Annotated in this window: 18 protein-coding genes; 8 read left to right on the top strand and 10 right to left on the bottom strand. The window is 46.3% G+C overall.

The features are described from left to right. Nucleotides 1–30: 30 nt before the first annotated feature. The 3 genes from LZZ85_RS08680 to pckA all read right to left on the bottom strand — a co-directional run bounded on the left by LZZ85_RS08680 (nt 31) and on the right by pckA (nt 2,969). Nucleotides 31–561 (bottom strand): DUF922 domain-containing protein, encoded by a 531-nt coding sequence (locus tag LZZ85_RS08680; protein WP_237870691.1) that lies wholly within the window; start codon nt 559–561, stop codon nt 31–33. 103 nt (nt 562–664) lie between these two features. Continuing rightward, the gene (locus LZZ85_RS08675; protein ID WP_237870689.1) at nt 665–1,087 is read right to left on the bottom strand and encodes a hypothetical protein; all 423 of its coding nucleotides are present in this window, start codon (nt 1,085–1,087) and stop codon (nt 665–667) included. Between the two features lie 277 nt (nt 1,088–1,364). Beyond that, entirely contained in the window at nt 1,365–2,969 is a 1,605-nt protein-coding gene (gene pckA / locus LZZ85_RS08670) for a phosphoenolpyruvate carboxykinase (ATP) (RefSeq protein WP_237870687.1), read from the bottom strand. 308 nt (nt 2,970–3,277) lie between these two features. Here pckA and LZZ85_RS08665 point away from each other — a divergent pair, with 308 nt between their 5' ends. The 6 genes from LZZ85_RS08665 (at nt 3,278) to LZZ85_RS08640 (ending at nt 9,306) form a co-directional block, all read left to right on the top strand. Beyond that, nucleotides 3,278–4,567, top strand: coding sequence for an aminopeptidase P family protein (locus LZZ85_RS08665; protein ID WP_237870685.1), 1,290 nt, complete (start codon nt 3,278–3,280; stop codon nt 4,565–4,567). Nucleotides 4,568–4,843: 276 nt separating this feature from the next. Further along, nucleotides 4,844–5,608 (top strand): CDP-alcohol phosphatidyltransferase family protein, encoded by a 765-nt coding sequence (locus LZZ85_RS08660; RefSeq protein WP_237870682.1) that lies wholly within the window; start codon nt 4,844–4,846, stop codon nt 5,606–5,608. After that, the gene (gene purS / locus LZZ85_RS08655; RefSeq protein ID WP_237870680.1) at nt 5,605–5,850 is read left to right on the top strand and encodes a phosphoribosylformylglycinamidine synthase subunit PurS; all 246 of its coding nucleotides are present in this window, start codon (nt 5,605–5,607) and stop codon (nt 5,848–5,850) included. Before LZZ85_RS08660 ends, purS begins: the two co-directional genes overlap by 4 nt. A gap of 103 nt (nt 5,851–5,953) precedes the next feature. Next, nucleotides 5,954–6,619: a 16S rRNA (cytidine(1402)-2'-O)-methyltransferase gene (rsmI, locus tag LZZ85_RS08650; protein WP_237870678.1), complete on the top strand. Its 666-nt coding sequence runs from the start codon at nt 5,954–5,956 to the stop codon at nt 6,617–6,619. Between the two features lie 203 nt (nt 6,620–6,822). After that, entirely contained in the window at nt 6,823–7,269 is a 447-nt protein-coding gene (locus LZZ85_RS08645) for a PepSY-like domain-containing protein (protein WP_237870676.1), read from the top strand. 207 nt (nt 7,270–7,476) lie between these two features. Then, nucleotides 7,477–9,306 carry a M1 family metallopeptidase gene (locus tag LZZ85_RS08640; RefSeq protein WP_237870674.1) on the top strand — a complete coding sequence of 610 codons (1,830 nt, stop codon included), beginning with the start codon at nt 7,477–7,479 and terminating at the stop codon, nt 9,304–9,306. Between the two features lie 509 nt (nt 9,307–9,815). Here the strand turns inward: LZZ85_RS08640 and LZZ85_RS08635 are convergent. From LZZ85_RS08635 to LZZ85_RS08625, 3 genes are all read right to left on the bottom strand, one after another. Then, nucleotides 9,816–10,454 (bottom strand): response regulator, encoded by a 639-nt coding sequence (locus tag LZZ85_RS08635; RefSeq protein ID WP_237870672.1) that lies wholly within the window; start codon nt 10,452–10,454, stop codon nt 9,816–9,818. A 257-nt stretch (nt 10,455–10,711) separates the two neighbouring features. Next, a complete protein-coding gene (gene rsmG / locus LZZ85_RS08630; protein ID WP_237870670.1) occupies nt 10,712–11,347 on the bottom strand; it encodes a 16S rRNA (guanine(527)-N(7))-methyltransferase RsmG in 636 nt (211 codons plus the stop codon). A gap of 130 nt (nt 11,348–11,477) precedes the next feature. Continuing rightward, complete coding sequence (locus LZZ85_RS08625) at nt 11,478–12,599, bottom strand: glycosyltransferase (protein WP_237870667.1); 1,122 nt, start codon at nt 12,597–12,599, stop codon at nt 11,478–11,480. Nucleotides 12,600–12,718: 119 nt separating this feature from the next. Between LZZ85_RS08625 and tgt the strand changes: the two genes are divergently transcribed. After that, the gene (tgt, locus tag LZZ85_RS08620; RefSeq protein WP_237870665.1) at nt 12,719–13,858 is read left to right on the top strand and encodes a tRNA guanosine(34) transglycosylase Tgt; all 1,140 of its coding nucleotides are present in this window, start codon (nt 12,719–12,721) and stop codon (nt 13,856–13,858) included. 99 nt (nt 13,859–13,957) lie between these two features. Here tgt and LZZ85_RS08615 read toward each other — a convergent pair whose 3' ends face one another. Genes LZZ85_RS08615 through LZZ85_RS08600 form a run of 4 tightly spaced genes read right to left on the bottom strand, consistent with a single transcriptional unit; the run spans nt 13,958 to nt 16,399 of the window. Beyond that, nucleotides 13,958–14,623, bottom strand: a complete 666-nt coding sequence (locus tag LZZ85_RS08615) for a response regulator transcription factor (RefSeq protein ID WP_237870663.1) — start codon at nt 14,621–14,623, stop codon at nt 13,958–13,960. Continuing rightward, nucleotides 14,616–15,395, bottom strand: coding sequence for a sensor histidine kinase (locus LZZ85_RS08610; protein ID WP_237870661.1), 780 nt, complete (start codon nt 15,393–15,395; stop codon nt 14,616–14,618). Before LZZ85_RS08610 ends, LZZ85_RS08615 begins: the two co-directional genes overlap by 8 nt. Then, entirely contained in the window at nt 15,377–16,030 is a 654-nt protein-coding gene (locus LZZ85_RS08605; protein ID WP_237870659.1) for a hypothetical protein, read from the bottom strand. Before LZZ85_RS08605 ends, LZZ85_RS08610 begins: the two co-directional genes overlap by 19 nt. A gap of 6 nt (nt 16,031–16,036) precedes the next feature. Then, nucleotides 16,037–16,399 (bottom strand): hypothetical protein, encoded by a 363-nt coding sequence (locus tag LZZ85_RS08600; RefSeq protein WP_237870657.1) that lies wholly within the window; start codon nt 16,397–16,399, stop codon nt 16,037–16,039. Nucleotides 16,400–16,935: 536 nt separating this feature from the next. On the opposite strand from LZZ85_RS08600, the gene LZZ85_RS08595 reads away from it, so the two are divergent. After that, nucleotides 16,936–18,033 (top strand): LptF/LptG family permease, encoded by a 1,098-nt coding sequence (locus LZZ85_RS08595; RefSeq protein ID WP_237870655.1) that lies wholly within the window; start codon nt 16,936–16,938, stop codon nt 18,031–18,033. The last annotated feature ends 204 nt before the right edge of the window (nt 18,034–18,237 follow it).

Raw genomic sequence — 18,237 nt, 5'->3', positions numbered from 1 at the left:
TTTGAGCAGATAACTTCTAAACTGCTCTCCCTAATAGTTTGCAAATCCGCTCAATTTTTCCAGTTCGCTGCCGATCCTCTGCAGCCATTCCGCTTGTTTTTCCCTGTTGATGGAGTGATTGGTTTCCCGGTCGTATTTGTTCTGCATTTCCTCTTTATCATCCATCGTATTTTCGTAAATGTCCCTGAGATCGGTCTGGTAAGTTTTTTTATCGAACTGGTATTCTTTCAATCGTTGATGGAGTTTTCTGGCGAAGATCTCAGCGATATCGAAATGGCCCTGCTCATGTGCAAGGATATAGTCGTTCTTATGCAGACCCCAGGATTTTGATCTCGAGAAACTGCAGGTAATGATATAACCCAGTTTACCATCCTTGAAGGAATATTCAACGCTAAGATATGTTGCCGTGGAAGCAGCGGCAGTGGCATTGGCTTCCGGTTTTCCCTGGTAATCACTCCAGGAAAGCTGATGACGCTTGTTCCAGTGCACAAGATCATCCGGCTGTTGCGCGTGGACCAATACGGGTAGCAGCGAGATAAAAAGAATTAACGCATATTTCATTGTACCTGTTAACGGATACAGGGAAGGAAATGATGAGTGGGTTTAGCTAAAATTTACTTAAGGTTAAAAGCAGGGCTGATAGGGATGCATAAAATTCCCGGGATCAAAGCCTGGTAAAGGTATAGGTGAGCCCGTCTGTCACGTTGTGAGCCAGTACTAGGCTGTCATTGCGGTTTTTCAAGACGATCATATTGCCGGTGCCAAAAGTGAGAACAGGCTTGTCGAATTTGATCACTAAGGCATCCTGGTACCCGGGAAGAGAAGCTTCGAAGGAAAATCTGCCGCTTGTTTGTTGCCCGGAAGGCTTTGTTGTTGCAGTGAATTCATAGAATGCAAATGACAGCGTATGTTGCTGACCGGGGGGAAGATCAACATTCACTCCTGCAAGGCCACCACTATAATTGACCATTTTCCATGCAGTATTCGCCAACGGCGGCGGAGGAGGAGCACAATCACAATTATTCTTGTTACAGCCGGCATTTAAGATGCCGGCTATAAGGAAAAACATAAGCAGATAAGTTTTCATAAAAAATTTTAAGTGATAGTCGTGACAGCTTCAGCAAGCAAAACGTTGCCCGGATTGCTTGCTGTGACCTGAATGAAGTCGATCTGGTGTTGTTTAACGCCCCTTGGATCCGGCAATATTTTCCTGACAGGCAGGGCTTATCAAACCCATGGTAAGCAGTGAAGGGACAACGGCGACAGCCTGGGTAAGCTGCATCCCGGGAAGCCGGTCAGCAAAAAAATATCCCCCGCACGAACGAAACGCGCAGGGGATGCTACAGCAAGCAATCGCAGGATCTTTATGGTTTTGGGGCTGAAGCCAGAACCTCTGCGGATACTCCGTCCTTATATTTTTCAAAATTCTTAATGAACAGGCTCGCCAGGTAATGCGCCTTATCGTCATAGGCAACTTGATCTTCCCATGTGCTGCGTGGATCCAGTATTTCTGAAGGAACGCCCGGGCAATTTGCGGGAATGGCAACGCCAAATACAGGATGTTCACTGAATTCCGCATTGTCGAGTTTTCCTTCCAGTGCGGCTGTGATCATCGCACGGGTGTAAGAAAGTTTCATACGATTCCCGACACCATAGGCGCCACCTGTCCACCCGGTATTTACCATCCACACATTCACCTTATGCTCTTCCATTTTCCTGCCGAGCATTTCGGCATACCTGCCGGGGTGAAGCGGGAGGAACGGGGCACCAAAACAAGCGCTGAATGTTGGTTTCGGTTCCGTCACGCCGGCTTCAGTGCCTGCAACCTTGGCGGTATAGCCGGAGATGAACTGGTACATTGCCTGGCCAGGACTAAGTTTGGAGATTGGAGGCAACACTCCAAAGGCATCACATGTCAGGAAGAAAATGTTCTTTGGCAATCCGCCGACAGATGGTTCCTGTGAGTTACTGATGAAATCGAGCGGATAAGAGACACGTGTATTTTCTGTGATGCCGGCATCGTCAAAGTTGATCCGTTCAGTTCCGGGAAAGAAGCGAACATTTTCCACTAATGCGCCGGGGCGGATAGCGTGGTAGATCTCGGGTTCTTTTTCTTCCGTAAGGTTGATGGTTTTTGCATAACACCCGCCTTCGAAATTAAAGATCCCGTCATTTGTCCATCCGTGTTCGTCATCACCGATCAGCTTACGTGCCGGGTCCGCGCTGAGAGTCGTTTTCCCCGTTCCGCTAAGACCAAAGAAAACGGCTGTATCTCCATCGTCACCGATATTGGCGCTGCAATGCATGCTCAGCACATTGTTATCGTGCGGCAAAATGTAATTGAGCACGGTGAAGATCCCTTTCTTGGTTTCTCCTGTATACCCTGTTCCGGCGATCAGGATCATGCGGTGCGCAAAGGAAACGATCGCTGCATTTTGCTGACGGACACCACATTCGTGCGGATCCAGTTTTAAGCCGGGGGCAGACAGAATGGTCCATTCAGGAGAGAACTCTTCCAGTTGTTCTTCTTCAGGTCGCAGGAACATGTTATAGGCGAAAAGATTGTTCCATGGTTTCTCATTCACCACGCGGATATTCATCCGGTAGCGTGGATCCGCGCAGGCCTGGCAATCACGAACCCATAATTCGTTGCGTTCGTTCAGGTAGTCAAGGATCTTTTTGTGTATGATATCGAAATAGCGTGTTTCAATAGGCTGATTGAATTCATTCCAGTGTACGGAATTGGCAGTGATCGCATCTTTCACAATAAACTTATCCTTGGGAGCGCGACCGGTAAACTCACCGGTTTTGATGACCAGGGCACCAGTGTCATTCAACACGCCCTCTCCGATGCGAAGTGTATGCTGCACCAAATCCTCTGGGGTGGATTGATAATGAATGCGGTCTGTGTGCTTCAGGCCCATTCGCGAAAGATCTTTTGGCAAAGCAGTCGTTACTGAAATAGACATATAGGCAATCGAGTTTAGTTAGAGGACAAAAATACGCTCAAAAAAACGGTAAATACAAACAGGTGTTAGTAGTACACAATGGAAAATTGTCAGAAAAAGCCGTTTATAATTGATTTCTTCTAATTGAAAACGTTTTCATTCGTTACAAATCAAAAAAGACCGATTGCAATTGGAAGGTGATCATTTCTTAGCGGAGAGGGAAAAAGAAGTGAAAGCGGGGAAAAACAGGGGTAAACCGGCCAGAATGTTACGTGAGAAGATCGGGGTGGTTTTTGAGTAGGGAGGGAGCGCTTATCTTTGGAACACATATGAAACATCTTCCTTTAAAGCAGGATATATTTATTCAGAACAGGAAACGGTTTGTAAGCCAAATGTCTCCGAATTCCATTGCGATCTTTGTAAGCAATGATGAAACGCCAACAAATGGCGACGCTACTTATAAATTCAAGCAGAATAGTGATCTCTACTGGCTCACCGGTATCACGCAGGAGGATACTATGATGATCCTCTACCCGGATAATCCCGATCCGAAATACAGGGAAGTGCTGGTGCTCGTTCGTCCGAACGAAATAAAAGAGAAATGGGATGGGAAGCGTTTGCGGGCGGCCGAAGGTAAAAATATCAGCGGTGCGGGTATGGTCATCTGGCTGGATACCCTCGAGTCTGTGCTGCAAACATGGGTCCACCAGGCTGATGCCATCTATCTTGATACAAATGAGAATGACCGGAAATCTGTTTTGCTGCGCACCAGGGATTATCGTTTTGTCGACGAGATGCGGGAGCGTTTTCCGCTTCACCGTTTCGAACGTGCAGCAAAGATCATGAGGGAACTGAGGGGCATCAAAACACCCCTGGAAGTGGAAGTGATACAGGAGGCGATCGATATTACGGATAAGACCTTCCGAAGGGTGATGCAGTTTGTACGTCCCGGAGTGATGGAATACGAAATAGAGGCGGAGATCATGCATTCATTCCTCAGTCAGCGTGCAACGGGTGAGGCATATGGTTCGATCATTGCGAGTGGCGACAGGGCGAGGATCCTTCACTATGTGTCCAATAACCAGGAATGCCGCGATGGAGAACTGATCCTGATGGATTTTGGAGCCCAGTACGGAGGTTACAATGCTGACCTTACCCGCACTATTCCTGTAAACGGGAAGTTTACAAAACGGCAGAAGGAAGTGTACAACGCCTGTTTGCATCTGCATAATTACGCGAAAAGCCTGTTGAAACCCGGCATCTCACTGGTGCAATACACGGAGAAAGTGGGCGAAGAGGCTTCAAAACAATTCGTGAAGATCGGACTGCTGACAAAAGCTGATCTCAAGAATGATGATGCGGAGAATAAATCTTTCCGTAAGTATTTGTATCATGGCATTTCTCATCACCTGGGTATTGATGTGCATGATCTCGGCCCACGCGTAGAACCGCTGAAACCGGGCATGGTGCTGACGATCGAACCGGGGATCTATATCGAGGAAGAGCAGATGGGCATCCGGATAGAGAACAATGTTTGGATCACGAAGGGGGGCAACAAAGACCTCATGAAAAATATTCCGATCACCGTAGAAGAGATCGAAGCGGGTATGAAACGGTAGGTAATAGCTGGTACTGGTCGGGTACATGATCCCCACGGATCAAGGCAGATCAGCGCAGAGGCGATGATCTGATCGGGCTAAAACGAAATGATCTTTGTACCAGCGCCTGATCGGCATTGATCTCCGGGAACCTGACGCTGGCCCGGAAGAATATTCCGGGCATTAATACAGTATATTGAATCTGCTATCTTTACAAAAAAACATCCCTATCTTGTTGAACATGAAGTCGGCTGAACCAGGAGCGACTGAGCTTAATAAACCAATATCATTCATTACATGAAGCAAATTCCAAACATTTTTACACTGCTTAACCTCGTCTTTGGTTGTATCGCCATCGTATTTATTCTGCAAAACGGGCTTGTCGCTGTTGAAGGTGCTAATGGAACGCAATTGCTTGATATCCCCGAAAAAGTATGGATAGCCACGCTGTTTATTGCCCTGGCAGGGGCAGTTGATTTTTTAGACGGCTTTATGGCGCGCCTGTTCAAGGTGGATTCTGCCATGGGTAAACAACTGGATTCCCTGGCAGATGTGGTCAGCTTTGGCGTTGCTCCGGGTATGATCCTCTACCAGATGCTGCGTCTGAGCTTTGCTCAGGGAGAGAACGGATTGGATACGCCGTTCATCTGGCCGGCACTGGCGTTTATTTTGCCCGCCGCCGCTGCTTATCGCCTTGCAAAATTTAACCTCGATAGCTCCCAGTCGCAAAATTTCAAAGGCGTTCCGACGCCGGCCGTTGGCCTCGTGATCGCCTCTTTACCGGTTCTTTACTGGCAGACAGACATGCAATGGGTGCGGGATCTGCTGTTAAGCAAGGTGTTTATCATCACCCACATCATTGGTTTAAGCATCCTGATGGTGTGTTCTTTGCCGATCATGAGCTTCAAATTCAAGGATTTTAGCATACAGAATAACATTCACCGCTATATTTTACTCCTGATCGCTGTGCTCAGCATCATTTTTTTAGGCTGGTTAGCAGCTCCGGTTATTTTCATTTCTTACGTTCTTGTATCTTTGCTGTTCATAAAAAAATTATCATGACATATACAGTGCAGATCAAAGTAATGCCGCTTAAAGAGTTGTTGGATCCTCAGGGTAAAGCCGTAATGGGTGGTTTGGAAAACCTGGGACTGAGTGGCGTTGAAGATGTGCGTGTTGGAAAGAATATCACCCTGCGTGTAAACGCTGATTCTCCGGAAAAAGCAAAAGCCGTCGCAGAAGAGGCCAGCAAAAAACTGCTGTCCAACCAGGTGATGGAATACTTTGAGATCACTGTTAACTAGAACAATACAATTCAAAAGTAAAAATTCCCCCGCCTAACATTTGTTATATACTTTCTGTTAAAAGCGGGGTTACTTTTGAATTTTTACTTTCTACTTCTGATTTATGCTTTATCTGGTACCCACTCCGATCGGTAATTTGAAAGATATTACCCTCCGCGCGCTGGAGATACTGAAAGAAGTGGACCTGATCCTGGCTGAGGACACCCGCAATACTTCCCATCTTCTGAATCATTACCAGATCACCAGGCCTCTTTCGCCGTATCATCAGCATAATGAACATAAAGTACTGCAGCATCTTGTAAGCCAGCTGCTGGAAGGCAAGAAGATGGCCGTGGTAACCGATGCCGGTACGCCGGGGATCTCTGATCCCGCTTTCCTGCTCGTGCGGGAATGTATAAAGAACGGTGTTAAAGTGGAATGTCTTCCGGGCGCAACAGCCTTTGTGCCGGCGCTGGTGAACAGCGGCATACCTTCCAACCGTTTTGTGTTTGAAGGATTCATTCCCATAAAAAAAGGGCGGCAGACATTGCTCAAACAACTTGTCACAGAAGAGCGCACGATGATCTTTTACGAATCCCCTATGCGGCTGGTGAAAACGCTGGAAGAATTTGCAACCTATTTTGGTCCCGACAGGCTTTGCAGTGTAAGCCGTGAACTGACAAAAATGTTTGAAGAAAATAAGCGCGGGACCTTAAGTGAACTGGCGGCTTATTTCAAAGAGAAAACAGTGAAAGGTGAGATCGTGATCGTACTGGCGGGTGTGGAATAGGGCCCGGCAGCGTCTTTGTCATAGCGGCAAGGTATTCGGCCAGGACTTCATCATCCGATTTTAGGTTGTTGTAAAGTTAAAACACTCCTCAAATCCCTTCTTTACCGTTAATACTCCCGAAATTTGATGTCTGTACATGTATCTGGTACAGTTTTTTTACATTTAGAAAGGACAAGTTTTTACATCACAAACAGATTATTATCATGAAAAAGCTACTACTGACTGGAGTTGTTATTCTTTTTTGCGCGAGCCTTCCCGTTTTCTCACAGATAGGAAAGATCCCGAAGGCTGTTGAAGAAACATTTGCTAACCAGTATCGCGAAGCTTCCAATATCGAATTCAAAAGTCAGCTGGTAAGTGTTGACGTCCATTTCGAATTGAAGGGAGAAGCAATGACGGCTTCTTATACCAATAAAGGCATCTGGAAAGAGACGTTGAAACCATCAACTTTTGAAGATCTTCCGCAGGAAGTAAAGGATGGTTTTCAAAAAAGCAAGTATGCGGATCGTGAAGTGGAGAGTGTGACAGTTATGTATCTTCCCGGAGATCTTACCCAGTACCGCCTGAAGGCAAAGAAAAGTGGCGTCGAGAAAAAGTACCTTATATTCAACCCGAAAGGACGCTTGCTTCGGGAGTCGATCACATTGTAAACACGGTTCCCGGCATACCGGTAAAGAAATATTTATATCGCGATACGGGCAGCATTTTCTGCCGGTATCGCGATATTCTTTTAAATTAGATCCGGGTAAATTCGGGAAGAATGATGGCTAAACCCCCGGTGAATAAAAATCTTTTTAATCTAGCCGACAATTACGAATTTTAACGCTTTAGCTCATATTTCATAAACTGATTAGTACATGAAAAAAATTGCTCTCACTTTCTTTTACACTTCCATTGCGGCGATGGCATTTGCACAGCCGGATCGCTGGCAGCAGCGGGTAAAGTACCAGATGGACGTTGACATGAACGTTCAGACCAATCAATTCAAAGGCAAGCAAAAGCTTGAATACACGAACAACTCGCCTGACACGCTGACTAGAGTATTCTATCATCTTTATTTTAACGCATTCCAGCCTGGAAGCATGATGGATACCCGCAGCCGCAGGCAGGGAACTATTGCTACCGGCAGAGGCTCTGATTGGGATGATCGTGTAAAAGACCGAATTCTTAACCTGAAACCTGATGAAATAGGCTATCAGAAGATCCTGTCATTAAAAATGAATGGAAAGGCACAGCAATACGAAGTGCTGGAGACGATCCTTGAGGTGAAACTCGACAAACCCATCCTGCCAAAAGCAAAGGTGGTGTTTGATATGGAGTTTGAAGGACAGGTACCTTTGCAGATCCGCCGAAGCGGCCGGGATAACCCCACTACCAAAGTGCGTTATTCAATGAGCCAGTGGTATCCGAAGCTCTGTGAGTATGACTATGATGGATGGCATCCTACACCCTATATCGCGCGGGAATTTTATGGAGTCTGGGGCGATTATGAAGTGAACATTACTATCGATAAAAATTATACTCTTGGTGGTACCGGCTACGTGCAGAACCCTAACCAGGTTGGTCATGGCTATGAAGCAGAAGGAGCACGCATCATGGCGCCGACAGGGGATAAGATCACCTGGAAATTCCTGGCGCCCAATGTACATGACTTTATGTGGGCCGCCGATCCGGAATTCGTACACGTAAGAAGAAAGATCAGGAATGACCTGGATCTCCATCTTCTCTACAAACAGGGCGATTCGAAAACAGCTGCATGGGAAAAGATCCTGGACGATGCACAGAGAGCTTTGCCATTTATTGAGAAAACATTCGGTGCGTATCCGTACAAACAATATTCCTTCATTCATGGCGGCGATGGTGGTATGGAATATCCAATGGCAACATTGCTGGCAAGCCCGGGCGCATGGCTGCACGAGTGGATGCACAACTGGTACCAGGGGCTGATGGGAACCAACGAATCTTTATACGCATGGATGGATGAAGGTTTCACTACCTATGCATCCAGCCGTATCCAATCCTTTCTTGCTCCAAGGCCAGGCTTTGCACAGGAAGGAAGTTACCGCGGTTATTTTGCGCTGGTAAAAGGGGGCAAGGAAGAACCATTGACCACGCACGCCGACCACTTCAATACTAACAGTGCTTATTCAGCGGCAGCTTACCAGAAAGGCGCCGTGTTCATGGAGCAACTGGGTTATATCGTTGGCGCAGCTACGCGCGACAAGATACTGCTGGAATATTACAGGCAATGGAGGTTCAAGCATCCGAATGCATCTGATCTTATCCGCCTTTCGGAAAAACAAAGTGGTATTGAACTGGACTGGTACAAAGAGTATTGGGTCAACTCGACCAAAACGATCGATTACGCATTCGATAGTTTGTGGGAGGATAAAGGAAAAACAAAGATCAGGATGAAACGTGTGGGAATGATGCCAATGCCGGTAGATCTTCAGCTTACGTTCAAAGACGGAACATCTGAAGTGCATTATATTCCCCTCGATCTGATGTACGGGGCAAAACCTGCCGAGGATAGCATCAAACGCACAGTGTATCCTGCTTGGAAATGGACAAGCGAAACATACATCATCGAGTCTGACAGAAAACTCGCCGATCTTGCATTGGCAGAGATCGATCCTTCTCAGCGGATGGCGGATGTGGAGCGGCAGAATAACAGGATCAAACTGTAAGAGTGTGGGCTGATGAACGATGGCCGATCTTCGATGGCCGATGGCCGACCTTCAATCGCCGATCTTATAGATGGTAACTACCAACTAAAACAGCAGCCTTCTTATAGTGGAAGGCTGCTGTTTTAGTTGAGGACAGTGCTTTTAGTTAGCCATCGGCCATCGAACATCGGCCATCGAAGATCGGCCATCGGCCATCGAAGATCGGCCATCGTTCATCGGCCATCGTTCATCGGCCATCGGCCATCGTTCATCGGCCATCGGCCATCGAACATCGGCCATCGTTCCTCAGCCATCGCATAACGATATCTCCTAAAAATGACAAAGCCTTTTCCGCCGGAGGAAAAGGCTTTATTCATAGATTAGGTGCCCTCAGGTAATCTTTTTCCGCAGTTTCTAAAAGATAGGTTTTCGGTTAATGGTAGAAATTCGAAACTTGTTATAACTCAACAACAAATCTACAATTCTGGTAGAGCAAAAGAAATACCACTTTTGTGGTATTTCAAGGGTATTTAACGTCCAAAGTATTTATTTACAGCTTCGATCCTGTTGGTTACGTGTAACTTCTCATAAATGTGGTACACATGCTTCCTCACCGTTTCAGGTGATATGAATAACTCTGCTGCAATTTCTTTATACATCAGGCCTTTGGATAGTTGTTCAAGGATCTCTCTCTCGCGTGCTGAGAGATCATCCAGATCGCTGTCCTGCGTAGAAGTGGTTTTATTCTGAAAGGCTGCCACGACTTTTCGCGCGATCTGGCTGCTCATCGGGGCTCCGCCCTGGTAGAGTTCGCGGATGGCTTCCAGGAGGCGCGCAGGAGCAGTTTTTTTGAGAATGTAACCACTCGCTCCTGCACTTAATGCCTCAAATATCTTTTCATCTTCCTCGTATACCGTACACATCATAAAATTTGTGGAGGGCACCTGCGTTTTCAGAATGCGTACGCAATCGATCCCGCTTTCCGTGCCGCCAAGATTGATATCCATCAATACCACATCGGGCTCCATTACCGGGATCTCAGCGATCGCTTCCTCTGCTGTTCCCAGGGTACCAATACACGCATAACCTTCAGACATGCCGATGATCTCTTCCAGTGCATTTCTCAGGTCTCTGTTGTCGTCAACTATACAAACGGATATTTCCTTCATAAAGCAAAAATGGGGGTAAAAGTTGAGGTGCGCAATACCACTTAGAGGTAAGGTGTTAAGAGGCCCGTGAGAAGCTGGGTCTTGCGTAATTAGAAACACTTAGTCTTCGCTGGCAAGGGATGAAGACATTCGTTGCCAGCGGAGATCCGGCAGCCTTTGCTGGTAAACTGAGTGTTTAAGGCTGCCCCCGGGAAAAATCACTTCTTAAAAAACGAAACGTTGTGCGTGCTGCCCGTGAAGACAAAGCATCTTCTCTATTAGGCCCGCGGCACGTAAATAATAAACTTATCCTGGAAAAATTCTTCCTCGAAGATGTCTTTTACTGACATCATCCGCGGTCGTGTAAGACTTTCCTGTATTTCAAGATGAAGATCACCACCTTTCAAACACACCAGTCCGGGGCCGGGCATTCCTGCGGGGTTGGATGACTGGCTTTTCAATAAAGGCTTACTCCATCTCCAAAGATCTTTAAGTGGCGCAACAGCCCGTGATACCACATAGTCAAATTTCCTGTTCTTTACATCCTCTATCCGGCTGTGCTGTGTCGTGATATTTTTGATACCCGCACCTTCTGCTACAGCCTCCACGACCTTTAGCTTTTTGTTGATACTGTCTACCAGGTGAAACTTTACTTCGGGAAAAAAGATGGCCAGCGGCACTCCCGGAAAACCTCCACCGGTTCCGAGGTCAACGATCTCCATGCCTGGCTGAAATTCAAAACTTGCGGCAATGCTCAGGGAATGCAGTACATGACGCTCATACAAACTTTCGATATCTTTTCTCGATACAACATTGATCTTTTCATTCCATTCTGTATAGAGATCCTTCAGTTTTGAGAATTGCTCAAGCTGCTGGGGAGTAAAGTCGGAAAAGTATTTGAGGATGTTTTCCAAAACGGCAAAGGGGGTTAAAATGTAAAAGTTTGATCGTTTAAAAGTTGAAAAGTTGAAAGTTTTATAGTACTGCGGGAATTGCTACACTGCCTGACTGTTACACCTAAAACTATTGAACTTTTAAACTTTTTCAGTTCCATTTCTTCGAAGGCTTCTTCCACAACGCTGGTGCAAAGATCAGGTAATAAAAGAACATCCACATATCGAGGAAGAGGTACCAGGGCCAAAGGTCTTTTTCGTCCATTTTGGCCATTGCTTTGCGCAAAATGATCCCCTGGATGATGAACCTTACCGCAAATACTCCGAGTGCCCAGCGCCAGTCGAAGAAGATGATGGCGGCTGCCAGGGAAGGGTAAAAAATGAACTGGGTAAAAAAATACAGTCCGAGGAGAAATTTATGTTTCGGCTTATAAAATTTTGCCGTTGTATAATGCCTTGCTTTTTGACGCAGCCATCCTGTCCAGGTTGTTTTGGGAATGGAGCGGGTGATCGTATCAGGGTCAAGGATCACCGCGGTGTTTTTAGCTGTGGCCACTTTATTGATAAAAAGGTCATCGTCTCCGCTTGGAATATGGTTGATGGAGGCGAATCCTTTGTTGCGCAGGAACAGATCTTTTTTATAGGAAAGGTTCCGGCCCACGCCCATATACGGGGTGCCTGCCAGCGCGTAGGAAAGATATTGCAGGCCGGTATGGAAGGTCTCGAAGCGGATCAGTTTATTGAGCATTCCGGGCTTTTTATGGTAGGCACCGTATCCCAGTACGATCTCCGTTTCCTCATCGTAAGCTCCCTGCATTTTTTCTATCCAGTTCTCGCTGGCTGGTACGCAGTCGGCATCTGTCAGCAGCAGGATCTCGTGCCTGGCCTGGCGGATCCCGATGGACAGCGGGTATTTCTTTCCTGAGATCAGTTTTGCTTCCTGAGTAAGCTCAACAATATTCAGGGACTTGAAGGTCTTTTTCAGTTCTTCGAGGATGTATTTTGAATCATCAACTGAATTGTCATTGACTGCTACCACCTCATAAGTGCTGGGATAGCTTTGAACGAGCACGCCTGGCAGGTTGCGCGCCAGGTTTTCATCCTCATCCCTTGCACAGATGATCACAGAAACGGGATGCTGCTGTGAATGCGAGCGGGTTTTGGGCTTATAGAATGCAATTCTGCTGAAAAACCAGCAATAATAAAAGACTTGGATGGTCGTAACGGCGACGAAAAAGAAGAAAATCGTCTCTCCCCAGTTAATTAGTGGCATGGGCGCAAAGATAAATGGGATTTATTGGATTTTTGAGATTAGTCGGATGTGAAAAGCGGTTGATTTTACAATCCCATTAATCCAAAGATCCCCCAAATCCCGGTTATCTTTGCGCCCTTATGGCAGCACTACAATTTACCTTACAGCATCAGGATGCAGGATCGAAGGCGAGAGCGGGCAGGATCGTGACGGATCACGGGGAAATACAAACGCCTATTTTCATGCCGGTGGGCACGGTAGGTAGCGTGAAAGCGGTATCGCAGCTTCAGCTGGAAGCGGAGGTCAAAGCTCAGATCATCCTGGGAAATACCTATCACCTGTATTTGCGTCCGGGCCTGGAAATCCTTGAGGCTGCGGGGGGATTGCACCGGTTCAATGGCTGGCAACGTCCGATACTGACGGATAGCGGCGGTTACCAGGTCTTTTCGCTGGCTGGTACCAGGAAGATCAGGGAAGAGGGCGTTACTTTCCAATCTCATATCGACGGCTCAAAACATCTCTTCAGCCCGGAATATGTGATGGATATCCAGCGCGTCATCGGGGGGGATATCATCATGGCATTTGATGAATGCCCGCCGGGTGGCAGCGAATATGCTTATGCCCGCAACTCAATGGAAATGACCCACCGCTGGCTGGACAGATGCCTGACCCGCTTTAACAGTACGGAGGATAAGTACGGCTATACACAAAACCTGTTTCCTATCGTACAGGGAGGTACATTTAAGGATCTGCGGCAACAATCCTGCGAGTTCATCAGTTCGAAAGAGGCGACCGGTAATGCGATCGGTGGATTAAGCGTGGGAGAGCCGGAACCTGTGATGTATGAGATCTGTGAATGGTGCTGCGATCATCTTCCGGCGCAAAAACCCCGGTACCTCATGGGAGTAGGAACGCCATGGAATATACTGGAGTGTATCAGCATGGGGATTGATATGTTCGACTGCGTTATGCCTACAAGAAATGGACGGAATGCCATGCTCTTTACCACAAAAGGGGTGATCAATATCGATAATAAAAAATGGGAGAAGGATTTCTCGCCCATCGATGACGGACTCGAATGCCACACATCCAACTACTACAGCAAAGCGTATCTGCGCCATCTCATGAAGTCGAAAGAGATCCTTGGACTATCCATTGCCAGTATACATAACCTTGCCTTTTACCTGTGGCTGGTAACGGAAGCGCGTAAGCATATTATCGCAGGAGATTTTGCCAGCTGGAAGAGAGAGCAGGTGGAGGTGTTGAAGACGAGGCTTTAGGAACTAAAAATTAAAAATTTAAAAATAAAAAATAAAAACCAGTCTCCGCTTAATGAAGAAGATTCAACGAGCGGAGACTGTTTTTTACTTTTTTATTTTTTAAAGCTTATAAAGCCCATTCTTTATCGCAAATGTGACCAATCCGATGCGTGATTGAACGTTCAGTTTTTTCAGCAATTCGTCTCTGTATCCGTCAATTGTTCTAGGGCTGAGGCTCATGCTCTCGGCGATCTCTTTGTATGTCATCTCGGTGCAGGCCATTTGCAGGAATGCGATCTCTTTTTCGGAGAGTTGAGAGATGATAGATGTTTCTTTTACAGTATGGCTGCTTTCCTGGGTTACATAGTTCAGCATTTTATTGCTGATCAGTTCGTTTATATAAAAACCGGTGTCCCGGATATTATCGAGCGCCTGTCTGAAGACAGCCGGTTTACTATCCTTCAGAATATACCCTCTTGCCCCTTTTTTGAGCATGCTGATGATAATGGAGTCGTTATCCATAACGCTTAATACGAGCACTTTCACAGCCGGAAGATTTTGTTTGATCCAGTCAGCTGTTTCAAAGCCATTCATTTCAGGCATCGTGATATCCAGCAGTACGAGGTCTGGTGCCGGGTAATGTTCCAGTTGGGCGATAAAATCTTTTCCATTATCAGCCTGGAATAAAACCTCATAACCTTCAAAGGAGGTTACCAGTGAAGCAAGACCATTGCGTAATAACGCATGATCATCTACCAAAGCGATGCGAACGGGTTTACTATTCATTGGGTTCTAGCTTGACGGAAATAGTGATAGTTGTACCTGCACCTATTTCACTGTCGATATGCAGGTCTGCAGCGATCATCCTGGCGCGGTTCTCTAAATTACGTAATCCGGCTCCAGCAGAACTTTTTTCTTTGCTGAATCCTTTACCATTGTCTTTTATGATGATCGTCAAATGCTCTTTGTCTTTTGAAACATGGAGGTCAATGGAATTTGCACCGGCATGTTTGATGATATTGTTGATCACCTCCTGTATCATCCGGAAAAGGATGATGGGTCTGTCATGGCCAAGCGTTGGCGGATTTTCGGAAATGATCAGCCTCGCAGTGTATTTGCCTGTCTTCTCCAGATCACGGAGTAATCTTTGCGTGGGTTCCAGCCAGCCTTTGTTACGGATCATGTCCGAGTCGAGAGAATGGCTGAGGTTGCGAAGGTCAGTGATAGCTTTTTCCATCAGTTCATCCACCAGGTTGATCTTATTATTGTCTGCGGGTACATTGAGCGTGTTCAGGTTAATACGCGCCAGGCTTAAAACCTGGCCGATATTATCATGTATCTCACGGCTTATATCCGCAAACGTCTGTTCCTGGATCTCGAGTTTTGACTGAAGCAGTGTTTGCTCAAACTGCACGGCCATGCGTTGTTTTTCCTGCAAAAGTGTATTTTTTCTTTTGAGGTAAATACGGAAAAGGGAGAATACGGCAATCATCAGCAATAAGACAAATACACTGGCTGATATAATTGATACGATAAGGTCTAAGGCTTCTTTCTGCATAGGTAAAAGGCGTAAGTGAAACAACTGTACATAAAAATGCTCATGATCTCTGGAATGGACTGGTAAAGTTTTGTTCCGAAAACAAGAGTTTTTGCTGCCAGCAGATGTTTATAAAAAGCGAATGAAATATTGATCACAGGATAAAACGCAAGCATTCCAACTGTAATAAGAACGACCGGATACCAGCGTTTCTCCTGCTCAGGATCATCCAGGTTAAAATAGCTGATCAGGAAAGAAAGGGCAAAACAACAGATCACAAATCCTGTTGACAGTGCGATATAAGGACTGAAACTATTCAGCGCAGTTGTCAATACAAATATCAACAGGACGAATGCTATATAGATGATATACATCCATCGCATGAATTTCTTTACGATATCGCTGGTGATCTCCATCCGGTAAAAAGTGAAGAAAAAGAATGTTACGGCAAGCGGCCTGTAGATATTATAATAAACACCGGTTGTTTTTATGATCTCCAGGGTATAAAGAATTTCCACTCCTATTTCCTGTATCAGCAGGTACCATAAATACGGTATAAATAAACTGAGCCGCATACTCCTAAGGCTCTCGCGGTAAAGAGTAGCGGTTATTGCACTCAAAAGTATGCAGCTCAGGTAAACATAAAAAAGTATCATAATGCTTTAGGGGTTCAGACGACCATCATTATATGGGTCTGCAGGATCGCCCGGATCACCCGGATCTTGCTCCTCTCCTGGCTCACTTGCCAGAGACGGGTCAGTAGTCCTTGCAGGTTTGCCGCTTTTATAAGGCCATAAAACTAAGGAAGTTCTGCCCGCATTCGGGTTCCCGCTCGGGTAATCTCCCATAAAAATCCTGATCTCGTCCGCAATGGGCGCCATTTTGTTCAGCCACGCCATCAGTTCTGTCAAGGTGAAAGACACTGACTGAGTCTGATCCTTCATGTCAACGCCAAGGCTTGCCATGTAGGTATCATACGTTTTGATCATCGCACTTGCTTGCGATACTGGAATTGGTTTAGACATAAGTAGAAGAATTTAGTGATTTGTGGAGACAAGATATAACAGGATCAGCTAATTGCAATACGTTGATTATGAGAGGGGTGAATAAACGGTATACCATACCGTGAAAACACGGGTATCAAAAAGGGTCTATTACCGCTTGTCTGGCATTCCATGGTTTTGGACCTTTGCATTCAAGTCCCGGTATTTCCATTAACCATACAACCTTATTCTATTTTTTCGCTTTTTTTTGAGGGACTGATTCCGGACTACTTAAGACCTGTCGCTGTGTTAAAGCCGCCGACAGGTTTTTTTTTAACCCTCCTGCGTTAAGCTTCGGTGGAGCGTAGAAGGAGGATCTGCCCGAAATCTCATTTTTTCTCTGATCAACCTTTCTAGTTTAGAATTTTGCCCGTTCAGCGTTTCTTCTTTTCCTCTTCCGCCTCTTTGCCGTCTTCGTTTTTTAACGGTTTTTTCCTTTTTTATTCAGTTACTTCGCATCCGGTTCGATGACCGGCTCCTGGTCATAAACTTTTAAACTTTAAACATTTAAACTTTCCTTGGGCAAGCTCGACTGGTACATACTGAAGAAGTTCCTGGTTACCTTTTTCTTTTGCATGATGTTGTTTCTCGTGGTGGCCGTAGCAGTGGACACAAGCGAGAAAACAGATGATTTTGTAAAGAGCGGGCTGACCAGTTCGCAGATCATTACCCAGTATTATTTTGGGTTTGTGCCTCATATCTGGGGGTTGCTTTTCCCGTTGTTCGTTTTTATCGCAGTGATCTTTTTTACCAGTAAGATGGCGACCCGCTCCGAGATCATTGCGATCCTGGCCAGTGGTACAAGCTATAACCGGATGCTGCGCCCTTACATCGTAGGCGGCTTATTCCTGGGCACTATCCTCTGGTTTGGGAACAGGTACCTGATCCCGCGCGCGAACGCGATCATGAGCAACTTTAAGTCGGTATATATTGACCGCAGTGATCCAACCAAGAACCAGCAGAACAGCAGTTGCTTCAATTGTTTTTACCGGAGAATAGATCAGAATACCTACATCGGGATCAAGAACTACGACACGGCGAGCAAATCAGCACAAGGCTTTTTTATGGAGCGGGTACGCGATAATAAAGTGGTGTATAATCTCCGGTCGAGCTTTATCCAGTGGGACCAGGCTGAAAAGAAATGGAAGCTGCAGAATGCTGTTGAGCGGACGGTAGACAGTCTTGGTGAGAAAGCAACAGAGCATGCATCCATGACGATCAACATCAGTTTGAAGCCAAACGAACTTCGCAAGGATGATTATCTGAAAGATAAGCTGCCGACGCCGCAGTTGATCAGTTTTATAGAACAGGAAAAGTTGAGAGGAACAGAAGGCCTGAGTGCATTGGAAGTAGAGCGCTACAGGCGCACAGCAACTCCTGCGGCCGTATTGTTGCTGACCCTGATCGGTGCGGTGATCGCAAGCCGAAAGACCCGTGGCGGCAGCGGTATGCACCTTGCTATCGGGATCGTTATCGGCGCTCTTTTTATCATGTCCGACCGCTTCTCTACGGTATTCGCCACCAAGAGCGATCTCCATCCGCTACTGGCCGCATGGATCCCCAATATCGTGTTTTCGCTGGTTGCACTTCGGCTCTACCGGAAGACGCCGAAATAAGAAGCAGGGCCGATGATTGCCGGCAGATCTGTGTCCGAAAAAATGAAGTGATCCTTTCCGTTTTTCATTCTTTTTGCACTACCTGAAGAGGTAAGCACGTCCTGCATAAATGGCATTCCGGCCATCTGCCATCGTTGACCTGCCATCGCACCTCGCGCGCCACAGCCCTTATCCCATCTACATTAGAACGACATTAGTCATATT

Origin of the sequence: Terrimonas ginsenosidimutans (assembly GCF_022012415.1) — a bacterium.
Classification (GTDB): domain Bacteria; phylum Bacteroidota; class Bacteroidia; order Chitinophagales; family Chitinophagaceae; genus Terrimonas_A; species Terrimonas_A ginsenosidimutans.
The sequence above is the reverse complement of the archived record's forward strand: the minus strand, read 5'-3'. Positions and strand labels throughout refer to the sequence as shown.

Bases quoted from the DNA above. Each gene is read 5' to 3' on its own strand.
- LZZ85_RS08680 (WP_237870691.1), bottom strand. From the start codon at position 561: ATGAAATATGCGTTAATTCTTTTTATCTCGCTGCTACCCGTATTGGTC.
- LZZ85_RS08675 (WP_237870689.1), bottom strand. From the start codon at position 1,087: ATGAAAACTTATCTGCTTATGTTTTTCCTTATAGCCGGCATCTTAAAT.
- pckA (WP_237870687.1), bottom strand. From the start codon at position 2,969: ATGTCTATTTCAGTAACGACTGCTTTGCCAAAAGATCTTTCGCGAATG.
- LZZ85_RS08665 (WP_237870685.1), top strand. From the start codon at position 3,278: ATGAAACATCTTCCTTTAAAGCAGGATATATTTATTCAGAACAGGAAA.
- LZZ85_RS08660 (WP_237870682.1), top strand. From the start codon at position 4,844: ATGAAGCAAATTCCAAACATTTTTACACTGCTTAACCTCGTCTTTGGT.
- purS (WP_237870680.1), top strand. From the start codon at position 5,605: ATGACATATACAGTGCAGATCAAAGTAATGCCGCTTAAAGAGTTGTTG.
- rsmI (WP_237870678.1), top strand. From the start codon at position 5,954: ATGCTTTATCTGGTACCCACTCCGATCGGTAATTTGAAAGATATTACC.
- LZZ85_RS08645 (WP_237870676.1), top strand. From the start codon at position 6,823: ATGAAAAAGCTACTACTGACTGGAGTTGTTATTCTTTTTTGCGCGAGC.
- LZZ85_RS08640 (WP_237870674.1), top strand. From the start codon at position 7,477: ATGAAAAAAATTGCTCTCACTTTCTTTTACACTTCCATTGCGGCGATG.
- LZZ85_RS08635 (WP_237870672.1), bottom strand. From the start codon at position 10,454: ATGAAGGAAATATCCGTTTGTATAGTTGACGACAACAGAGACCTGAGA.
- LZZ85_RS08625 (WP_237870667.1), bottom strand. From the start codon at position 12,599: ATGCCACTAATTAACTGGGGAGAGACGATTTTCTTCTTTTTCGTCGCC.
- tgt (WP_237870665.1), top strand. From the start codon at position 12,719: ATGGCAGCACTACAATTTACCTTACAGCATCAGGATGCAGGATCGAAG.
- LZZ85_RS08615 (WP_237870663.1), bottom strand. From the start codon at position 14,623: ATGAATAGTAAACCCGTTCGCATCGCTTTGGTAGATGATCATGCGTTA.
- LZZ85_RS08610 (WP_237870661.1), bottom strand. From the start codon at position 15,395: ATGCAGAAAGAAGCCTTAGACCTTATCGTATCAATTATATCAGCCAGT.
- LZZ85_RS08605 (WP_237870659.1), bottom strand. From the start codon at position 16,030: ATGATACTTTTTTATGTTTACCTGAGCTGCATACTTTTGAGTGCAATA.
- LZZ85_RS08600 (WP_237870657.1), bottom strand. From the start codon at position 16,399: ATGTCTAAACCAATTCCAGTATCGCAAGCAAGTGCGATGATCAAAACG.